Origin of the sequence: Larkinella insperata (genome assembly GCF_026248825.1) — a bacterium.
GTDB lineage: Bacteria > Bacteroidota > Bacteroidia > Cytophagales > Spirosomataceae > Larkinella > Larkinella insperata.
This window is the reverse complement of the sequence record NZ_CP110973.1, coordinates 3,206,593-3,227,151: the sequence shown is the minus strand read 5'-3', so window position 1 is coordinate 3,227,151 and position 20,559 is coordinate 3,206,593. Positions and strand designations below refer to the sequence as shown.

12 protein-coding genes are annotated in these 20,559 nt (G+C 53.3%); 4 read left to right on the top strand and 8 right to left on the bottom strand.

Features of this window, described 5'->3' with window-relative positions; genetic code table 11:
• Positions 1-73 precede the first annotated feature (73 nt).
• Together pyk and treF are read right to left on the bottom strand one after the other, a co-directional pair.
• Entirely contained in the window at positions 74-1,510 is a 1,437-nt protein-coding gene (gene pyk / locus OQ371_RS13095; RefSeq protein WP_265994220.1) for a pyruvate kinase, read from the bottom strand.
• 141 nt (positions 1,511-1,651) lie between these two features.
• On the bottom strand, positions 1,652-3,220 hold the full coding sequence (gene treF, locus OQ371_RS13090) for an alpha,alpha-trehalase TreF (RefSeq protein ID WP_265994219.1): 1,569 nt from the start codon (positions 3,218-3,220) through the stop codon (positions 1,652-1,654).
• Positions 3,221-3,484: 264 nt separating this feature from the next.
• Between treF and treS the strand changes: the two genes are divergently transcribed.
• Both treS and OQ371_RS13080 read left to right on the top strand, forming a co-directional pair.
• On the top strand, positions 3,485-6,793 hold the full coding sequence (gene treS, locus OQ371_RS13085) for a maltose alpha-D-glucosyltransferase (protein ID WP_265994218.1): 3,309 nt from the start codon (positions 3,485-3,487) through the stop codon (positions 6,791-6,793).
• Between the two features lie 283 nt (positions 6,794-7,076).
• Complete coding sequence (locus OQ371_RS13080) at positions 7,077-9,299, top strand: bifunctional alpha,alpha-trehalose-phosphate synthase (UDP-forming)/trehalose-phosphatase (protein ID WP_265994217.1); 2,223 nt, start codon at positions 7,077-7,079, stop codon at positions 9,297-9,299.
• Between the two features lie 110 nt (positions 9,300-9,409).
• Here the strand turns inward: OQ371_RS13080 and OQ371_RS13075 are convergent, their stop codons facing one another.
• Together OQ371_RS13075 and OQ371_RS13070 are read right to left on the bottom strand one after the other, a co-directional pair.
• The gene (locus OQ371_RS13075; RefSeq protein ID WP_310586637.1) at positions 9,410-10,177 is read right to left on the bottom strand and encodes an MIP family channel protein; all 768 of its coding nucleotides are present in this window, start codon (positions 10,175-10,177) and stop codon (positions 9,410-9,412) included.
• Positions 10,178-10,234: 57 nt separating this feature from the next.
• The gene (locus OQ371_RS13070) at positions 10,235-10,918 is read right to left on the bottom strand and encodes a 3-keto-disaccharide hydrolase (RefSeq protein ID WP_265994216.1); all 684 of its coding nucleotides are present in this window, start codon (positions 10,916-10,918) and stop codon (positions 10,235-10,237) included.
• 153 nt (positions 10,919-11,071) lie between these two features.
• On the opposite strand from OQ371_RS13070, the gene OQ371_RS13065 reads away from it, so the two are divergent.
• The gene (locus OQ371_RS13065; protein ID WP_265994215.1) at positions 11,072-11,335 is read left to right on the top strand and encodes a hypothetical protein; all 264 of its coding nucleotides are present in this window, start codon (positions 11,072-11,074) and stop codon (positions 11,333-11,335) included.
• Positions 11,336-11,390: 55 nt separating this feature from the next.
• On the opposite strand, the gene OQ371_RS13060 is transcribed toward OQ371_RS13065, so the two are convergent.
• From OQ371_RS13060 to OQ371_RS13050, 3 genes are all read right to left on the bottom strand, one after another.
• Entirely contained in the window at positions 11,391-13,082 is a 1,692-nt protein-coding gene (locus OQ371_RS13060; RefSeq protein ID WP_265994214.1) for a family 43 glycosylhydrolase, read from the bottom strand.
• A 258-nt stretch (positions 13,083-13,340) separates the two neighbouring features.
• A complete protein-coding gene (locus tag OQ371_RS13055) occupies positions 13,341-15,209 on the bottom strand; it encodes a sensor histidine kinase (RefSeq protein ID WP_265994213.1) in 1,869 nt (622 codons plus the stop codon).
• Between the two features lie 38 nt (positions 15,210-15,247).
• The gene (locus tag OQ371_RS13050) at positions 15,248-16,027 is read right to left on the bottom strand and encodes a response regulator (RefSeq protein ID WP_265994212.1); all 780 of its coding nucleotides are present in this window, start codon (positions 16,025-16,027) and stop codon (positions 15,248-15,250) included.
• Between the two features lie 878 nt (positions 16,028-16,905).
• Here OQ371_RS13050 and OQ371_RS13045 point away from each other — a divergent pair.
• On the top strand, positions 16,906-18,603 hold the full coding sequence (locus OQ371_RS13045; protein WP_265994210.1) for an ATP-binding protein: 1,698 nt from the start codon (positions 16,906-16,908) through the stop codon (positions 18,601-18,603).
• A 108-nt stretch (positions 18,604-18,711) separates the two neighbouring features.
• Here the strand turns inward: OQ371_RS13045 and OQ371_RS13040 are convergent, their stop codons facing one another.
• Complete coding sequence (locus tag OQ371_RS13040; RefSeq protein ID WP_265994209.1) at positions 18,712-20,514, bottom strand: PQQ-dependent sugar dehydrogenase; 1,803 nt, start codon at positions 20,512-20,514, stop codon at positions 18,712-18,714.
• Between the last annotated feature and the right edge of the window lie 45 nt (positions 20,515-20,559).

The following is a 20,559-nucleotide window of genomic DNA, read 5'->3' as shown; positions in this document are numbered from 1 at the left end:
AAAAGAAAAGAGTTGAGCCGATTAACTCCGCTCAACTCTTTTTGACTCCGCTTAGCTCAGCGAAACAACGTACTTATACAATGCTCAGCTTCACGGTGTTCGTGTGCAGACGTTCCATCAACGGCATACTGAGCGTGTTGATGAAAATGTCGCCCGGCTCCAGAACGCCCTGTTTCACCAGCAGGTCCTTGATTTCCGTTACCGTCTGATCTACGGTATTGGACGGATTAGGCTCGTACGGCAGCACGTTCACCCCCCAGCAGAGGGCCAGCGTACTCATCATTGCTTTATTGGACGTAAAAACGTACAGACCCGCTTTCGGGCGGTGGTGCGACAGACGGAACGCCGTATACCCGGAAGTGGTAATGCCGATAATGGCTTTGGCTTTCGTATCGCGCGCCAACCGGCACGCGCTCATCACGACATTGTCGTTCAGAACGTTTTTACCGGGGTTTTCATTAACGTAGGCGTGATAACGGTAGTAAATTTTATCGCTCAGTTCTTCTACTTTCTGGATGGTATGGGCCATGTTTTCAACGGCCAGAATCGGGTACTTTCCCGAAGCCGTTTCAGCGCTGAGCATCACGGCATCGGCACCGTCGAGCACGGAGTTGGCAATGTCATTAACTTCGGCGCGGGTCGGGCGGGGCGCATCGATCATGCTTTCGAGCATCTGCGTGGCCACGATCACCGGCTTGGCGGCTTTGTTGGATTTCTCAACGATCATTTTCTGGATCATCGGCACATCCTCGGCGGGCAGTTCAACCCCCAGGTCACCGCGGGCGACCATCACTCCGTCGGTGGCGGCCACAATTTCGTCGATGTTCAGGATGGCTTCGGGTTTTTCGAGCTTGGCAATAACGCGGCACGTTTTTCCCCGGGCCCGGATATACTCCTTAATCTCCAGAATTTCAGAGGCTTGGCGCACGAACGACAAGGCAATCCAGTCGACGTTATGTTCCAGGCCGAAGTCCAGGTCTTCGAAATCCTTCTCGGTCACCGACGGCATGGAAACCTTCGTGTTGGGCAGGTTAACGCCTTTCTTGGATTTCAGCGGACCACCGTATACGACCTCGGTGATTACATCGGTACCGTCCGTGCCGACGACCTTCACTTCCAGTTTGCCATCATCCAGCAGGATGCGCTCCCCGTTCCGAACGTCGCGGTACATTCCCTTGTAGGGCGTGCTGACGCGCTCAGCGGTTCCAATGATATCTTCGTTGGTAAAAATCAGCTTGTTACCGGGCAGAATCTGCACCCCTTCATCGCTTTCGACTTTGCCGATGCGGATTTTAGGACCCTGTAAATCCTGCAGAATGGCAAGATTCAGGCCGTATTCTTCGTTAATTTCCCGGATACGCTGGATGCGAACCAGGTGTTCTTCGTGAGTGCCGTGAGAGAAATTCAGCCGGAAAACGTTAACACCGGCGCGGGCTAAAGCCAACAGTTTTTCTTTGCTCTCGGACGCCGGACCGACCGTGGCAACAATCTTGGTTTTTTTCAATGACATAGAATTTGACGGTAGTCAGTAGACCAAACAGATGCAAAATAAGCAACCCTTTCTGACATATCAGCGAATTTTCTGTAAAGGTTGTGTAATGTGAGGCAAAAAACCGTCTCTACCGGCTTCAAGCCAGCCGGTTCTTTCCATCTACTGCGAACGTTTCCCGGCTTCCAATACGGCCTTTTCGTGCATCAGTTGCAGGTAGACGCCGTTGGTCCAGCCAAAACCGTCCTGGTTGGGGTAGGCTCCCCCGCCCGCCGTCAGCACATCGTCCACCACATTATATTTTTCCATCATCTTGCCGGTTTCCCGAAAAACCCGGTCGTTCAGAGCCAGCCAGCGGTCGCACCCGGCGGTAGCGGTTTCCGTAAAGCCGTAGTTCATCAACCCTTTGTAAACGATCCACTGCAACGGAGCCCAGCCGTTGGGTGAGTCCCACTGCTGCCCGGAGCGGACCAGCGTAGTTACCCAGCCGCCCGTTTGCAGAAAATCCGCCCGCAGCCGGTCGTGAACGGCCCGGGCCTGCTCGGGCGAGGCCAGTCGAAAGAAAAGCGGAAAAGCAGCCGCCAGCGTCAGGGCCTCGGTGCGCTGCTGGCTTACCAGGTTGTAATCGACGAAAAACTGCTGGTGTTCATCCCAGAAAATCTGGTGAATGGCTTTTTTACGGTTTTCGGCAAGTTTGTCAAATTGCCCGGCTTGCTGCGTCTGGCCCTGCTGCCGGTACCCATCCCGCAGCGTCTGCTCGAGGAAATACAGGATGCAGTTCAGATCCACCGGCAGCAGGTCGCCCGCGTTGGTGTTCACGATGGTTTCATCCTTGCCAAACCAGCGGCTGCTGAAATCCCAGCCCGACTCGCAGGCCGCCCGCAGATGCCCGTAGAGCGCACGGGGTTCAACACCGGCAGTCCGGGCCGTTTCCGTCAGTTCCCACTCCTTGTAGTATGCTTCCGCCCGGGGCCGGGACGTTGGGTCATAATACCGGTTCAGTATTGCCCCGTCTGGCAGGGTTATGGCCCGGCTTGTGCCGCTTTCAGCCTGCTGCATCCAGAAGGTATATTCCTGCTGAAGATGGGGCAGGTAGCGCGTCCAGACGTCGGGACCATCCGTTTCGGCCAGCAGTTGAAGCATCAGCGCAAACACCGGCGGTTGGGAGCGGGTGAGGAAATACGTCCGGTTTCCGTTCGGAATAAAACCGTAGGTGTCAATTAGATAAGCGAAGTTATCCACCATGTTTCGGATCAGGTCGGTTCGTCCGGCCAGCTTCAAACCCAGCATGGTAAAATAGGTGTCCCAGTAAAAAATCTCGCGAAACCGTCCGCCCGGCACAATGTACGGGCGCGGCAGCGGCAGCCGCGAACTTCCCTCCACGACGGCGTCCGGGGCGCGCGTGAGAACCTCCCAAAGCCGTTCGATGTGGTCGCTGGTTGATTGCGTTGGATCGCTGGTAAAACCGGATGTTGTGGATACGGGCACGGTAAAATGCTGATGCACAAAATCCAGCAGGGAAAAGTCCGGCTTGTTTTTCTCCGATTGATACAGCGTCAGAATCGCTTCGGGGGCCATGCGCGGCACACAGTCGACAAACGTTTTCGAATCTGGGAAAATCCGGCTCAACTGAACATCCAGAAAAAGATCGCCGAACAATTCGTCCGGAGCAGGGGGCATCTGGTAAGCGGGTGGGGTAACGGTTTTGGGCTCTTTCATACCCTTTATCAACTCCGGAAGTAGCCCGGTGGTTTACACCCTTCCATCCCGCCGGGGTTGCGATCCAACCCCGCTCGACGTTCGGAATTCTCCAATGGCAATCCCTGACGGGGTTGGGAAAGGCTTTTTCGCCAATGCGTTGCCGTTGGCGGGACTGTTCCGCTGCAATTCGCGGTTCTGTAAAACATCTGGTTGCCGTAAAAGTTTGATTGAATAAGCACCGCTTCCTGGCGGGCAACTCCAGTCAGATTAACCGGGATTTTTGACGAATAAAACATGGCAACACAGAAAACAGCTTTAGACGACAAACTCCATTGGTACAAGGATGCCATCATTTACGAATTACACATTAAAGCCTTCCGCGATAGCAACGGCGACGGGATCGGCGATTTTCAGGGTCTGCTCGAAAAGCTGGATTACCTACAGGATTTGGGCGTAACGGCCATCTGGGTGCTTCCCTTCTACCCTTCTCCGCTGCGCGACGACGGTTACGACATTGCCGACTACTACAGCATCAACCCGTCGTACGGCAACATTGAGCAGTTCCAGCAGTTTCTCCAGGAAGCCCACAACCGTAACCTGAAAGTTATTACGGAGCTGGTTATCAACCACACCTCCGACCAACACCCCTGGTTTCAGCGGGCCCGCCGGGCGCCGAAAGGTTCGCCGGAACGGGATTATTATGTCTGGACTGACGACCCGACCCAGTACAAGGACGTCCGGATTATCTTCCAGGACTTTGAAGCCTCCAACTGGACCTGGGACCCGGTGGCGCAGCAATACTACTGGCACCGGTTTTTCCACCACCAGCCCGACTTGAACTACGACAGCCCGCTGGTGCAGGAAGAGGTCATGAAGATTCTGGATTACTGGTGCTCGATGGGCGTCGACGGCTTCCGGCTCGATGCCGTGCCCTATCTCTACGAGCGCGAAGGGACCAACGGCGAAAACCTGCCCGAAACGCACGATTTCCTGAAAAAACTCCGTAAACACGTCGATGATAATTTTCCGGGAACCGTTTTCCTGGCCGAAGCCAACATGTGGCCCGAAGATTCAGCTTCGTATTTCGGCGACGGTGACGAGTGCCACATGAACTACCATTTTCCGGTGATGCCGCGCATGTTCATGGCGGTACAGATGGAAGACCGGTATCCGATCACCGACATTTTCGACCAGACGCCCGAGATTCCGGAAACCTGCCAGTGGGCTATTTTCCTGCGCAACCACGATGAGCTGACGCTTGAAATGGTGACCGACGACGAGCGGGATTATATGTACAAGATGTACGCCAAAAACCCGAAAGCCCGGATTAACCTGGGTATTCGGCACCGGCTGGCTCCGCTGATGGACAACGACCGGCGCAAAATCGAACTCCTGAACAGCCTGCTGTTTTCGCTGGCGGGTACCCCGGTCCTCTACTACGGCGACGAAATTGGCATGGGCGATAACGTCTACCTCGGCGACCGCGACGGGGTGCGGACCCCCATGCAGTGGACGCCCGACCGGAACGCCGGTTTTTCGGTGACCAACCCGCAAAAATTGTACTTGCCGGTCATTCTCGATCCGGCTTATCACTACGAAGCCGTCAACGTGGAAACGCAGTGGCAGAATACATCTTCGCTGCTGTGGTTTACGAAGCGCATGATTAATATGCGGAAGCGGCACAAGGCGTTCGGCCGGGGCGACCTGAAGTTTCTGAACGTCGAGAACCCTAAAGTGCTGGCCTACACCCGCACCTACGAAGACGAAACGCTGCTGATCGTGGTCAACCTGTCGAAACACTCGCAACCGGCGGAAATTGACCTGATTGATTACAAAGGGTACCGGCCCGTGGAGGTGTTCAGCAAAAACCGTTTCCCGGTTATTAAAGACGAACACACTTATCCGTTTACGCTGGCACCGTATGACTATCAGTGGTTTACGCTCCAGAAAGTACACCCAGAAGCCGATTTGGGAAATACGCCCGAGCTGACGCTGGCAAAATGGGAGGATCTGACGCAAAACCGGGCCCGGGTCAAACTGGAAAACGAAATTCTCCCGGTTTATCTGGAGAAAGCTCACTGGTTTATCGGCAAAGGCCGCACCATCGAGGGCATTGCCATTACCGACCAGGCCGTTGTCGGGCTGGCCGACAAAAAGGGTACGCTGCTGCTGATTGAAGTGACGTACGAACAGGGAATGCCCGAACTGTACCAGATTCCGGTCACGTTCGTGCAGGGCGAACGGGCGAGTCAGATTACAGCCAGCAATCCGCAGGCCGTGCTCGCGCAGATGAAACTCGGCGAAGAAGAAGGCTTGCTGTGCGATGCTTTGTTTACGACCCGACTCCATCAATTGCTGTTTGCCAATCTGGTTGCCAGCCAATCGATTCCGGCTCAGAAAGGCAAACTTGTTTTCTCGGCGAACGGTCCTCTTCGCAACTACGATCCGAAAACCGACGAGCCCAAATCGAAAGTGCACACCGCCGACCGGGATTACACGGCGATTACCTACGACAACCGCTTTTTCCTGAAGATGTACCGGAAAGTGGACTGGAACAGCAATTCCGACGTTGAAATAAGCCGGTATCTGACCGAAGAGGCCAACTTTGAATATGCTCCGACGTTTGTCGGAACCATTGAGTGGCAGTCGGAAAAAGGAACTGTGGCCCTGGGTATGATTGAAGAAATGATCGAAAACCACGGGGACGGCCACAGCTTCATGCTCGAACGGATTCACAACTACATCGAGCGGATTCTGGCCCGCAGCAAAGACACGCTGTCGAGCATCTGCCGGCAGGGAAGCTGGACGGACCCGATGAGCTTCGAGGACCTGTCGCCCAACTGCCGCGAACTGCTCGGCGGAACGGCTTCGGAACAGGCCCGTCTGCTGGGCATCCGTACCGGCCAGTTGCACCTGGCGCTGGCGAACACCACCCTGAAGGATTTCGCTCCCGAAGCCTTCTCGCTGCACTACCAGCGTTCGCTGTTCTCCGGAATGCAGTCGCTCGTTCGCGAAACGTATCAGGTTCTCGATCATAATCTGAACGGTTTATTGCCGGATCTTCAGCAGGAAATTGCCCCGATTCTGGGTAAAAAACAGGAGATGCTGACCGCTTTCAAACGGATTTACTCTCACAAATTCGATGCGCTGAAAATTCGGATTCACGGCAATTATCACCTGGCGCAGGTGCTGCTGACAGGCAAAGACCTGGCCATTCAGGATTTTGGCGGCAACCCGCAGCAGAGTGTCAGCACCCGACGAATCAAACGGTCGCCGTTGCGGGATGTGGCCGCCATGATCCGGTCGTTCTACTACGTCGCCTACGAGGGCTTTTTTGCCACAAGTCAGGTCCCGAAAGAAGAGGTTAAAAATATGCTGTCGTTTGCCGACTTGTGGGCCTACCAGATGGGCGAAATCTTCCTGAAGGCTTATCTTGAGACGGTAGAAGGAACCGATTTCTTTCCGAAGAACAAGGAAGATTTTCAGGTGATGCTGGAAACGTATCTGCTGGAAAGAGCCATTTCGGACCTGAATTATGAGCTTAAGAACCGCCCGGCGCAGGCGCTGGTTCCGGTTCGGCTGCTGAAGTCGATTATTGAGTAAACTTGCCATTGCTGGTACACAGCTACGTCAGCCCCGTTCTGACGTAGCTGTGTACCAGATTTTTACGGATACGTTTTGCTACTCCTTTCACGGCTACCGACCGGATTAGAATTTCTCTAATCTTTTTTTTTCGAACCATTCTGCCGTAAATAGCCTTATCATTAAGTGCCCAACGTCATTCGTAAACTAGTTTACGGTACTCAGTTTACAGTTCAGGAACGCCAATCCGCCGGGCTGCTTATCTGCCCAAAAGCCGTAAACCGAGAACCTATCCGCTCCCGCTATGAAGAACAACAACAGACTGATTATCGTATCGTATCGTTTACCATTCTCCATTGAAACCGCTGGTGGCAGCACAACGGTGAAAGCATCCGCCGGAGGGCTGGTAACGGCGATGAAATCGCTGGACTTCAGTGAAGCCCGGGAAAAACCGATCTGGATTGGTTGCGCCGATTTTTCCCGCCGGACCTGGGAGAAACACCAGCACCTGGTAAACGACGATTTTGAGTATGTTCCGGTTTTCCTGGAACGCAAGATTCAGCAGGATTTCTACAATGGTTTTTCCAATTCCGTGCTCTGGCCGCTGTTCCACTATTTTTCAACGTACGTCGATTACCAGGAACGAGATTTTATTGCCTACCAGAAAGCCAACGAAGCCGTCAGCGAAACCGTCGCGCAACTATTGCAACCGCAGGATATCGTCTGGGTGCACGATTATCATTTTATGGGGTTACCCAAGCTGATTCGGGAAAAACAGCCCGACGCCACCATCGGCTATTTCCTGCACATCCCGTTTCCCTCCTATGAAATCCTTCGGATTCTGCCCTATAAAGTAAAAGAGTACCTTTTAACCGGCTTGCTGGGGGCCGACCTGATCGGTTTTCACACCAACGATTACAACATTCACTTTCTGCAATCGATCCAGATCAACCTGGGCGTTCAGCACAAAATCTGGAAGATCAATTACCAGGACCGGCTGATTCAATCGGACTCTTTTCCGGTCGGCATCAATTACTCGCTGTACCATGATTCGTACGACAACGAGGATGTTATTGTGGAACGGGAAGCGTTGAAGACTGCTTATCAGAACAACAAAATTATATTTTCGGTCGACCGGCTGGATTATACCAAAGGAGTCATGCAGCGTCTGGACGCACTGGAGGCTTTTTTCCGGAAATACCCGGAATGGATTGGACGGCTGACCTTTATTCTGGTGGTGGTGCCATCACGCGACGAAATCCAGAAATACGGCGAACGGAAAGTTATGATCGAGCAGGCCGTCGGGCGAATCAACGGGAAATACGGGACGCTGATCTGGCGGCCGATTGTTTACCGGTACGGTTCGGTGCCGTTTCCGCAACTGCTTGCGCTCTACACGGCCTGCGACGTGGCCCTGATTACGCCCATCCGGGACGGCATGAACCTGGTAGCGAAAGAATTTGTGGCGGCCCGCAAAGACCACCAGGGTGTGCTGATCCTGAGCGAAATGACCGGAGCCGCCAACGAACTCAGTACGGCCCTGCACATCAATCCGATGGACGAAAACGAAGTGGCCGACAAAATGAAACAGGCGCTCGAGATGGAGCCGGAAGAACAGGCCCGCCGGATTGCCATCATGCAGCGACGCCTGAAGGAGTATGACGTAAAAAAATGGGCCAGCAGCTTTGTTGAATCGTTGTTAACTATGCAAAATACACAGAATAGAGAACCCACGCCATTGGCTCCCTTACTGCTGAATTCCGAGGTGGATTTTTCACTTCAGGAACGCTACGCCCAGGCCCGCTCACGGCTTTTGCTGCTCGATTACGACGGCACCCTCGTCAACTACAAAACCAAGCCGGAGGAAGCATCTCCCCCCGCCGAGGTCATCAATATTCTGGGTCGGCTGGCCAGCCGCCGGGAAAATTACGTGGTCATCATCAGTGGGCGCGACCAGCAGACGCTCGACGAATGGCTCGGTTTTCTGCCCATCGACATGGTAGCCGAACACGGTTCATACATCAAGCAGCAGGGACTCTGGCGCCGTGATATTCTGGACGATGGTTCCTGGAAACAGATCGTCAACCCTATTCTGGTCGATTTTGTTACCCGCTGCCCGGGTTCGTTTATTGAGGAAAAAAGCCATTCGCTGGCCTGGCATTACCGCAGTTCCGAATCAGAAACGGGTTTTGTCCGCTCCCGCGAGCTCATCAACACCCTGGAGAATTTACTGCCTTATCAGTTGCGGGTGATCGACGGCAATTGTGTAGTCGAAATCAAAAGCACCGAGACCGACAAAGGAAAGGTTGCCAAGCAGTTATCACTGGCCCGCCCCTACGACTTTGTGCTGGCCATCGGCGACGACCGCACCGATGAAGACATGTTCTCGGCCCTGACCCTGGAAAATCAGTACACCGTCAAGGTCGGACCCGGCCCTACCAGCGCGGCCTACCGGCTTGAGGGCGTTGAAGAAGTGCTCGGACTATTGAAAGACTTTTCGGCGGAGTCGGCAAACAGTTCCTGGTAATCGCCCCGCTGAACGCAGACCTGCCCGGGACCGAAACGGCGAACCGTTGCAACCCGGGCAGGTTAGGCAGGTGAGAACGACAAATCTTATCACGGCACCGGCAATCGGCGCTAAGCCACGACGGCATCTTCAAAGACCCCTTTCCAGACCAGAGCCGCCAGCACCCCGCCGAGAATCGGCGCCACGATGAACAGCCACAGTTGCTGCACGGCCAGACCGCCCGCAAATACAGCCGGTCCGAAGCTGCGCGCGGGGTTTACCGACGTACCCGTGATGGGAATCGCAACCAGATGAATCAGGACGAGCGTAAACCCGATGGCCAGCCCCGCCATGGTGCTGTTCCCCCATTTGGCAGTTGTCTTGAAAATGACCAGCAGAAATAGAAAGGTCAGCACCGTTTCCGCAACGAAAGCAGACGTCGCGTTGTAGGCAGCCAGATAGCCCGGCCCCCAGCCGTTGGCCCCCAACGCCCATTCTTTCATCATGAAACCCGGGGCTCCGCTTTCGATCAGGTACAAAACGCCCGCAGCCAGCGTTGCACCCGCAAATTGCGCGATGATGTAACCAATGGCTTCGCTGGTTTTGATTTTTCCTGCGACCAGCATTGAAACCGTAATGGCGGGGTTGATGTGACAGCCCGAGATTGGCCCGATGGCGTACGCCATAACGACAACCGTCAGACCAAAGGCAAGCGAAATGCCCAGCAGACCGATACCGGCGGGGCCGGTTGCCGAAATTCCCGAGATACCGGCGGCTCCGCATCCAAAGAAAACCAGCGCAAAGGTGCCGATCAACTCAGCCAGCGACTTTTTCATAATTCGTTTTTTAGTTAAAAGAAAGGCTTTGTTTTTCCAATCTTTTGACCTTAAAAACCGAATTGCGTCACAGGAAAGCCGGTATGTCCCCGCCGGAAGCAGCCACTTATACCGTCAAGGTTAGTTCAATTCCTTAATCTTTATATTTCTGAAGTAAATCGGTGCTCCGGCGTGCTTGCCCTGAAAACCGACGTTTCCTTCGTTGGGCAGCGTAGCCCAGGGTTTGTTGAGCCAGTTTGGAATGGCCGAACCATCGGGGTTGGTTTTACCGGAGGTCCACTGACTCATGTCGATTTCATTGACCAACTGCCCGTTCAGCAAAACCGTGATGTGTTTGCCCTGGCAGGTGATGGTGTAGCGGTTCCACTCCCCCGCCGGTTTAACGACCCTGGGCCGAACGGCGGGTTTATGCCCAAAAAACGCTCCGCACTGCCACGAAGCCGGTGCTTTGGACCACTGCTCACTGTAATCATCGGCAATCTGTATCTCAACGGAGTTTGGAATAAAATTGGCCGTATCGCTGCAATAAACGAAAACCCCGCTGTTGGTACCGGTCGCATTTTTAAATTCCAGGTCCAGAATGAAGTTTTTGTAGGTCTTTTTCGTCCAGATGGGAATGTCTTCCGTTGCGGTCAGCACACCGCTTTCGACGCTCCAGATTCCCTTCGGAAAACCGGCATCGGACAGGTCGGCGGCAAAAAGCGGTTTCCAGTCTTTTCCGGAGGTCTTGGGGTGTTTCTGCGTAGTTTGGGCAAACGTCAGGCTGGTCAGCAGCCAGCCGATCAATAGGAGAATCTTGTTCATGAAGTACGTATTTTTCAAAATAGATTAGCGGTGCGAAGTTGCCGGTCTTTTCCGAAAAAGAAAAGTTTTACTAAACCATCTGGAGCAAATGTTGTTTAGTTAGGAACCAATCAACGTTTGAAAAATATGGATAAGGCCCAAAAATTTGATTTGATGAATAAAGTCGTTCGCGAACTGGAAGACCTTCAGAACAGCCAGACGGCGTTGATTACCAAGATCAGCCAGATCGAGGTGGACAACATGAACGGCCTGAACGATTCGTACCTGGAAAAACAACTCGACGACATGCACGCCAAAATTGCGGACAACGTCGATACCGTCAATGATATTTTCAGCCATTTTGAGGGCACCCGCGATGAATTTGCGAAAGCAAACAATCTGGATATAGACCCAGTGACCGACGAATCGGCCAGTTAACCTTGATGAACCAACCGAACAACGGGCCGCTCCCTGCAGGGAGCGGCCCGTTGTTTTACTGCGGTCCGATCACCTGGCTCACCGTCGAAACCCCGTTTTCATTGAACGCTTCGATGGCGAAATAGTACGGCACGCCAACGTTAAGCGCCCGAAGCTCCAGTTGATTGGGCTGGTCGTTCCAGATCTGGTAGGTCTGGTAGAGTTTGTCTTTCCCGATTCCCCACAGAATGTTATATCCCACCGCGCCCGGCACTTTCTGCCAGGTAATGTCGGCATTCCGCTGGTCTTTCTGCCGCACGACGGTTAACTTAGCAGGGGTCGCCGGTGCCTTTCCCAAACCATTTCCAAACACCCGAAAACCGTTGATGGCCACGTACGGCCCGGCCGTGTAGACGTGCTCGTACCGTATGTACCGTGCCCGCACGGGGGCGGATAATTCGACGTAGGCGCAGGCCCGGTCCCGCCGGGGTTCCTGTGTCAGATCGGCAATTTTGTCCCACTTTTTACCATCCTTGGACGCGTAGAGACGAAACTGCGTATAAACCGTAGAGTCACTGTCAAAAATGGTATTTTTATAATCGACGTAATTGACCTGCACCGCCCGAACGTCGTGCTCTGCGCCCAGATCCGTCGTCAGGGTTTCGCCGGACTGGTTTTTCGTAGGTACCCAGAAGGTGCGCGGGTTTTCGTCGACGGTTAGTTCAGCCCGTAGCGTATCGAGGGTAGAAGAAGCCGTCACCGGCTTTTTGTAATTGAGTAACATCCAGCCCGTAAACAGTTCGTTGCTGTTCTGCCACTGGCGGGTGGGCAGGCGGTGCGGAAAATCCCCGAAGCGCGTATTGGCGTACAACTGATCGTCTTTGTCGAAACCGGCGGGGTGCATAACAATCCGGCGCTCCATGCCCCAGACGATACCCAGCCAGGTGGTACCGGTGTTCCAGTAATTCCCAAAATTATCCTGAAATGTGTTGCCGTGCCCCGTACCGGTGGCATAGCCGCCCGGCTTGTAGGCAATCGGGTTGTAGGGCGCATACTCAAAGGGGCCGAGCGGGTCTTTCCCCACGTAGGTGCCGTTGGCGTAAACGTTGTACTCAGTACCGGGCGCACCGTACTGAAGGTAATATTTGCCGTTGTGCTTGGTCATCCAGGCCCCTTCCGTGAATGGTTTGATGGGGTCGGAATGGTTGGGTCCGAAACGCTCCCAGCCGTGCTGCCAGGGGTCTAGCCACAACATGGGCTGGTAGGCCTTGGACGGTTCCGGATTTTTGTACGTCAACCGGCGGCTGTGGTCGAGTTCCGCCCCGAAGATGGGATAAACGTTGGAGGAACCCCAGTACATGTACCATTTATCCGTGTCAGGGTCGTGAAAGAGCGCCGGGTCCCAGGGGCCGATATCTTTGGGCAATCGGGGCAGCCAGCGGTTGTAAAACTTCAGCTTGCCTTTCTCCGGCTCGGTGGAATAGAAAATGGGCCGTTGTTCAAACGTCGACTGAAACAGAAACAGCGTATCCCGCACCGACACAGCCGCCGGGGCGCACATATCTTCCATCGGCCACTTATCCGGAACCACATACTGCCAGTTTACCAAATCCTTCGACTTCCACCAGCCGCCCGAAATGGTTACAAACAGGAAATATTCGCCCGGCTTGTTGCCCACTTTATGGTTAATAATAACCGGGTCGGCACCGGAACGGTAGGAAATCCGTTCGTTCAATTGTTCAAAATTATACCGATAGCTGATGTCCATCGGGTTGCAGTACGTCTGCTGCTGGGCAACACCGTGAAAAGCAATTAAAAGGAGAATGCTCCCAAACCAAAACCTGCTATCAAAGATGTTCATAACTGGATTCGTCCCTTCAATTTATTCTTTGAAACCTGCAAATTTAATGCACGGTAGCGTAATAAAGGAAATCGCCTGGCCGGAACCAGCCTTAACCCGTTTCAACTCACGCGGCAATTTCAACGGCTTTTAGGGTTCAGCCGCTTTTCAGACCGTGTTGACCCGCTAAACCAATACCGAATCACTCACGGTAACCGAACGGCTTTTCCAGCCGCCAACGGTTGGAACGGGCGGAATGATCAGTCGAAAACAGGTTCCTCCCTCATTGTGAATTTCCAGCCGGGCGCCAACCTGCTTGGTCAGCGACTGGATCAGCCGTTTGCCGAAGGAGCGCCCCGGCTTTTGCCACTGATCGATGTCGACGCCCGGTCCATTGTCTTTCACTTCCAGAAACAAGTGTTCATCCGTCCATAAACGGAGGCTCAGTTGCGGCTGGGCGACATCCCGAAAAGCGTGTTTAAACACATTGGTGACCAGTTCATTGATAATCAATCCCAGCGGAACGGCCATTTCGACATCGACTTCGATGGGATCGATATCCAGTTGCAGCGCCAGCGCATCTTTGTGGCTGAACGACTGCATCAGCCCGTGTACCAGATCACCAATGTATTCGGGCATACTCACCAGAGTTACATTATCAGTCTGGTACAATTGCTGGTGAATCAGCGACATGGCCTCAACCCGCTGCTGACCGTCCCGCACGGCCCGGATGGCGTTTTCGTCCTCCAGCCGGTTAGACTGCAAATAGAGCAGACTCGATACAATCGCCAGGTTATTTTTCACCCGGTGGTGTAATTCTTTCATTAGTTCCTTAAGCTGAACCGCCTGCTGGCTGATGCGCTGGTTGGCCTGCGAAAGCGTTTGATTGGTTTCTCCCAGCGCCTGGTTCATCCGCCGGATGGTGCGGTACTGCCACGCCATCATACCCAAGAGCAGAACCAGCAGGGCTATACCGGCCACCAGCCAGCCAACCTGCTGTTTCTTCCGCAGGTTGTCGGCATCCAACTGCAGAATCTGCTGCTGTTTTTCCCGGGTCTGATAGCGGGTTTCGATCTCGATCAGCTGACGGCTTTTCTCGGCATTAAAGAGGCTATCCCGGTACATAACCCACTGTTTATGGTACGCCAGCGCCTGCTGATACTGGCCCCGCTTCTGGTAAATGTCCGTCAGCGTTTCGTAGATGTACTGGTAATAAAACTGGCTTTGGGGTTGCTGCCGGGCCCATTTGAGGGCCCGCCGGATGTAGCGCTCGGCTTCGTCAGCCCGGTTTAGCAGCAGCAGGGTGTTGGGAAGATTAACGTAAACCATGCCCGCGAGCAGGTGGTCGTTCGTCCGTTGAGCAATGGCCAGACACTGCGCGTAAGTGTCGATCGACTCCTGATACCGACCGGCGTTTTTAAGGATGATGCCCCGGTTAAACAACGTAGCCGAATAATCTTCTTTCCGGGCACGGTAGATTTGAATGGCTTTCTCGTTGTAATCCAGTGCCTTGGTGTAGTTCTTTCGAATGTCTGCAATCGTAGCAAGGTCGGTATAGAGATTGGCTACTTCCCCTTCCAGTTTGTGCTGCCGGGCAATCTGCAGGGCCCGAAGGCAATACTTTTCGGCCATTGTCAACTCCCGCAAATGGACGTAAATATTGTCGATGCGCTGCAAAGCCCGGATTTGCCGCTGGTATTGGCCAGCGGTCCCAAAAATCACCTGGGCTCGCTGAAAGTTATCAATTGCTGGTGTTACTTTATTAAGCCCCCGTTCCTGGTACCCCATCACCATGTAGGTTCGGCCCAGCAGCGACTGGTTGCGGTTTCGCTGGGCAATCCGCATCAGGTCGGGAATGGCCCGGGCCGATTCATCGAATTGAGCCTTTTCCTGCATATGTCGGCAAAAATCGGAGAGCCGCTCAAAGCGAACCGTATCGGGTAGGTCGGCTACCTGAGCCTGCAAAGCCGTATACGTAGTTGGCGGGGTGGTTTGCCCCATCCCGTACCCAATCGGCAGAAACAGGACGAAAAGCAGCCTCAGCGGGAATTTCATGGCGGAAGATGATGTATGGATGTGATTGAGAGATGGTGTCAGCGGTATTGAAACTGGCGCATAAAATCGTCCTTATACTGTTGGCTCAACGGAATGGTGAGTGAATGGATATGAATCTCCCGCTCGTTAAAACCGGATATTTTTTTAACATTCACCACGTAAGAGCGGTGAACCCGCACCAGCGGACGAAAGTCCAGCCGGTTGAGCGTCGTACCGAGCGCCAGCCGCAGGGCATACTTATGGGATGAGGTGATGATGGTCGTATAGGCATTATCGGCTTCGAGCAGCAGAATATCTTCCAGCGCAATGCGGACAAACTGGTAGTTATGCTTGATGAACACCTGTTCTTCGATGCGCAGGATGGTTTCCCGGCTGGAGCTATCTTTCTCGGTTGCGGCCGGTCTGGTTTCGCCGGGTGTCAGGGCGGTCCGTTTTTTCGTCACAAAAGTATGAATGGCCAGATCGACGGCAATGCGCAGGTTATCCGGACGAATGGGTTTGGCCAGGTAAGCCGCCGGAAACGTTTGTTTGGCGCGTTCGATGGTTTCTTTATCCGTCAGAGCCGTAACGTAAATGAGGGGCGCGGGTTTGAAGGTTAGCATTTTCTCGACCGTTTCGATGCCATCCCAATCGCCTTTCAGGTTGATGTCGCACAGAATCAGGTCGACCCGGTGTTGTTGGTAAAGCGTCAGGGCTTCCGGGCCATTATCAGCAATTCCCACGACTTCGTAGCCCTGAGCCTCCAGCAGATCACTCACGTACAACGCCAGGACCGCTTCGTCTTCAATCACCAGAATTTGAATTGTATTTTCCGCCATAGCCGTTCTTATTGATTCGTGTTGCGCAAAAAACCCTGTAAGATAACGCCCAATCGATTTAGACACATGGGTGTCAGTAATTTATAACCAGATCGCCAACAAAATAAGCCAGGCTCCGCATGGATCAGGATTCTATCTTCCCGGATCTCCGGGTGGTGATGGAAAGAGCAGACAGAACAGCTCGCGCGGATGCAAGTTCACGACGGAGTACAGCTAGGGAATGCATCACATGCTATAAGGATGGCTTTTCGTTGCGCGTAACGAAACTAACTGTCAGGCTCCACACCTGCCTGGAAATGTAGGCCAACCTCTTGAAAAATGGCGCCAAACTCGGAAAGATGACTGTAAAACCCGTTCCTTCATCGAAGCTACGGCTTCCCGTTGGGTAACATTTCATTATCTGTTTCGGCAAAGCCTGTAACAGGTAGTTACCCCCTTGACGGACGCTGATTTATCACTTTTTTAAATTGATTTTATTTTTAAAAATTGACCAAACGGCTGTCTGATTATTTTTAAGTATATTCGCTAAAAAATTAGAAGAACAATTCGCTTGATAAAAGTTTATATCAAAAAAACGCTGGCTCTTACGATTTTTCTCTCTTTATCCAGGAGCTTGTTCCTATGTAAACAAGGCTAGATTGGTATAAAAAAGGCTCTTTATCACGATTGGGCCCTTTACAATGGGGCCTGTTTTAGATAAAGACCCAACGCAATAACACGAGAAGGATAGCGTATACAACGGCTTTTCAGACTCGTCTACTTTGTCCGGTAAACACCATAGCGATAGGACAAAAGGAAGATTGAAGTTGCAAACGTTAGAAATGGTCAGGAAGGGTGATCATCAGATCATCGAGTAGCACGAATTGTTTGATACTACAATGAAGGAAGTAGCGAAAGTCGTTTTAGACAAAGAACTGGATTTGATTCAGGCGTATAAAAGGACGATGAAACTGGCGGAGTTAGCGGGTCTGCCCCTGGCTGATCAAACCTCATTTGCAACGGCGGTTTCTGAAATAGCCCAGGATGTCATGGCTCACCGTCACGCGATGACGCTGACGCTGGGCCTTTCGGAGGAAAAAGAACGGCACTTGCTGGCCAGGATTCAGGTGAAAAACTACCGGCTCAACGGATCCAGCCAGACCGGCATTCAGTATGCCCGACAATTAGTGACCCACCTCGCCCTGGCCGAAAGCGAATGCGGCTCGGAAATTACCCTCCAATTCCGACTCCCAGCTCAGGACCGGCTCAGCGACGTTACCCTTCAGGAATGGGAAGGGCACTTACGCGATGAACCCGTTCTTTCTCCCATTGAGCAGATCCGGCAGCACAACCGGCAAGTGCAGCAACTGGCCGAACAGCTCCGGGAGAGCGAAAACCAGTACCAAACGCTAACGAATTCGCTGCCGCTGATGATTTTTACGGCCACGAATGAAGGCCAATTCCTATATACCAATAAATGGTTGCTGGATTACACCGGCACGACCCTCGACGTGCTGAATGACCGTGGCTGGCGGAGCGTCGTTCATGCCGACGATGCGTACAAAAACTGGCACTGGCGGGAACACCTTCCGGCACAAACCAATTTTCAGAACGAAATCCGGATCCGAAACGCGGCCACGGGTGAATACATCTGGCACCTGATCAACGCAACGGCCATTCTTAACGATGAAAAACAGGTGATTTCCTGGAACGGCTTTCTGGTGAACATTCACGCCCAGAAGATGATGGACCGGACCCTGAAAGACAACCAGGAACTGACCGAAACCAAACAGCAGCTCGAGCAGTATCAACTGGAACTGCAAATGAACATTGGTGAGTTAAACCGGAGCAACCAGGAACTGGCCGAGTTTGCTTACGTAGCCTCCCACGATCTGCAGGAACCGTTACGAAAAATCCAGTCGTTTGGCACGCTGCTCCTTGAGCAGGCTTCGTCTGAACTAAATTCTTCGGCGAAAGACATGATTCATCGTATGCACTCGGCGGCCGAGCGGATGCACGTCCTGATCAAGGACCTGCTCTCCTACTCCCGGCTTAACACCCACCAGCAAACCTTCCGGCCGGTCGATCTCAACGATCTGGTCAACGAAGTTATGGTTGACCTGGAACTTAACATCCGGGAACGCAACGCCCAGATCAAATGCCAGTCTCTGCCGACCATCAAGGGGAATCCGCTGCAACTCCGGCAGATGTTTCAGAATCTGCTTTCCAACGCCCTGAAATTCCGGTCGCCGGAACGGCCGCCCCAAATCCGGGTTCGCACCGAGAAAGTAACCATTTTCGATATTCCGGTTCCCATGCGGAAGCGGGAGCCGGCTTACCTGGCCATCAGCGTTGAAGACAACGGCATTGGTTTCGACGAGCGCTACCACGACCGGATTTTTCAGCTGTTCCAACGGCTCCACAGCCGGGATCAGTACGCCGGAACGGGTATCGGCCTGACCATCTGCAAGAAAGTGGCCGAGATGCACGGCGGTACCATCGCGGCCCAGAGCACTCCCGGCGAAGGAGCAACATTTACAGTTTATTTACCAGTCAGTGTACTCGTAAAAACAGCGGTGGTCGGCACGGAATTGTAACGACGGCCAGAATCATTCTGGCCACATTTCTGCAGCTAATCGTACACAAAAGAAAGGCTCCCCGATAGTTCGGGGAGCCTTTCTTTTAGGCGATCCTTTCAAAACCGTCTATTGAACCGGGACGCAAGCCGTGACTTTGTAGATGCGCCCGTCGGCTTTCGTATACAGGAAGAAGTCATTATTCAGGCCAACGCCAAACCGCAAATCCGTTTTTTTGCTGTTGCTCAACTGCTGGAAGGTTGCCGGTTTACCCGCCACCTGAATTGCCAGCTCCCGAATCGGGGTTTGTTTACCCGCCGTTAGTTGGCTGTTTTCCACGTAATAAACCCGTCCGTTAACAACGTCGCCGAAGATATACTTGCCCGTCAGCGCCGGAATGGCCGTTCCCGTGTAGACAAATCCCGCCGAGAACGCATTGCCCTCGTCGTGGTCATACTGAGCCACCGGATACGTATACTTGAAGGTTGCATCGTTGGCGGGCAGGGCGTACACCCGGTCCATACGGCCCCGGTAATTGATTAGGAAGGTTCCTTCGCGCTCCGGCCAGCCGTAATCGGCCCCGGCCTTGCCCAGATTCAGCTCCTCGGAATGGGCCTGCCCAATGTCGGAGATCAGCATTTTACCGTCCGGTGTCCAGCTAATGCGGTTGGGGTTCCGGAAACCCTGACAGAAAATTTCGCCCAAAGCCGACTTATCCTTGGCGTACGGGTTATCCGCCGGGATGCCGTACTTCCCATTTTTACTGTTTTTGCCTTTCGGATCAATGCGCAGAACCTTACCCCAGGGGCGGCTTCTTTCCTTGCAGATGAAGTAATACCCGTTTTCCGTACAGCCACCGTCACCAATGCCGATGTACAACATCCCGTAGTCGGGGGTGCCGGGTTTGGCCAGCGGGTTAAACGTAATTTCCTGGACGCCGTGAATCGGACTGACCATGTTGATCCGGAACAATTCCCGGCCCGTTCCCGAAAACTCCGCAGCGTTGGGGTCGGCTACCTTCCACTCCGTTAACACCCACTGCAGCGTAACCTTGATGGAATCGGCGTAACTGAAGTCGGCGGGGGCGGCATTGGCCTTTTCGGTGTGGGTCGTATACAACAGACCGTTGGCGTAGAAGTCAGGGTGAAACGCGTAACTGCCAAAACCGGTGGCCAGACCGGGCGTATGGATGAACCCCGAACGTTCTTTCGCCATCGACATATACGGTCGTAGGGAGTTACCCTCCATTTCGTACAGCGTTCCGCGCAGATCTTCCAGAAACAGCCGGTCTTTTTTACCCGGCAACACCTGCATTTTGTTGATGCGCGCCAACGGAACTTTGTCCGCACTGGCTGGCGCCGTGGTTACCTCTTCAAGTTTGAGCTGCAAACCGGATTGCGCTATTTTGGCCGGAATGGGATCGTTCAGAACGGCCCCCAGCTTTTCACTTCCCACATCCACAGTCGATAGTTTGCGTTTCGAGTGAATAAAGGCCATCAGTGCTTCAACATCGCCCTGGCTCAGATGCGTGAATGGCGGCATCGTCTGCTTGTACTCCTCGAAAAGTGCATGCGCCCGCGCATCGCCCTGCTTAATAACTTCCGGTGCGTTCTGAATAAACGCTTTCAGCCACTCAGCCGGTACTTCCGTGGTTACGCTGGCCAGATTCGGCCCGATTCCTTTTTGCAGAAAGTTGTGGCAGGCCGTGCAGTTCTGCTGAAACAACTGCTGCCCCTTGGCCACCACCTGCTTGTCGGTTGAGTATGCAACCTTGGCAGAACCAGCCTTGGCACTAGCTACCTGTTTGCCAGCTTGTTGGCCGTAAGCCTGTACTGATAAGACCAACAGGGTTACGAGCCATAGCCGGGCGGCATTCTTAAAAAAATGATACGTCAGGTTGATTAGGTTGGGGGTAAGGAAAGGAATTTTCATGTTAATGTTTCATTTTCAAACATGAAAATTAGGGCAAATCTTCAC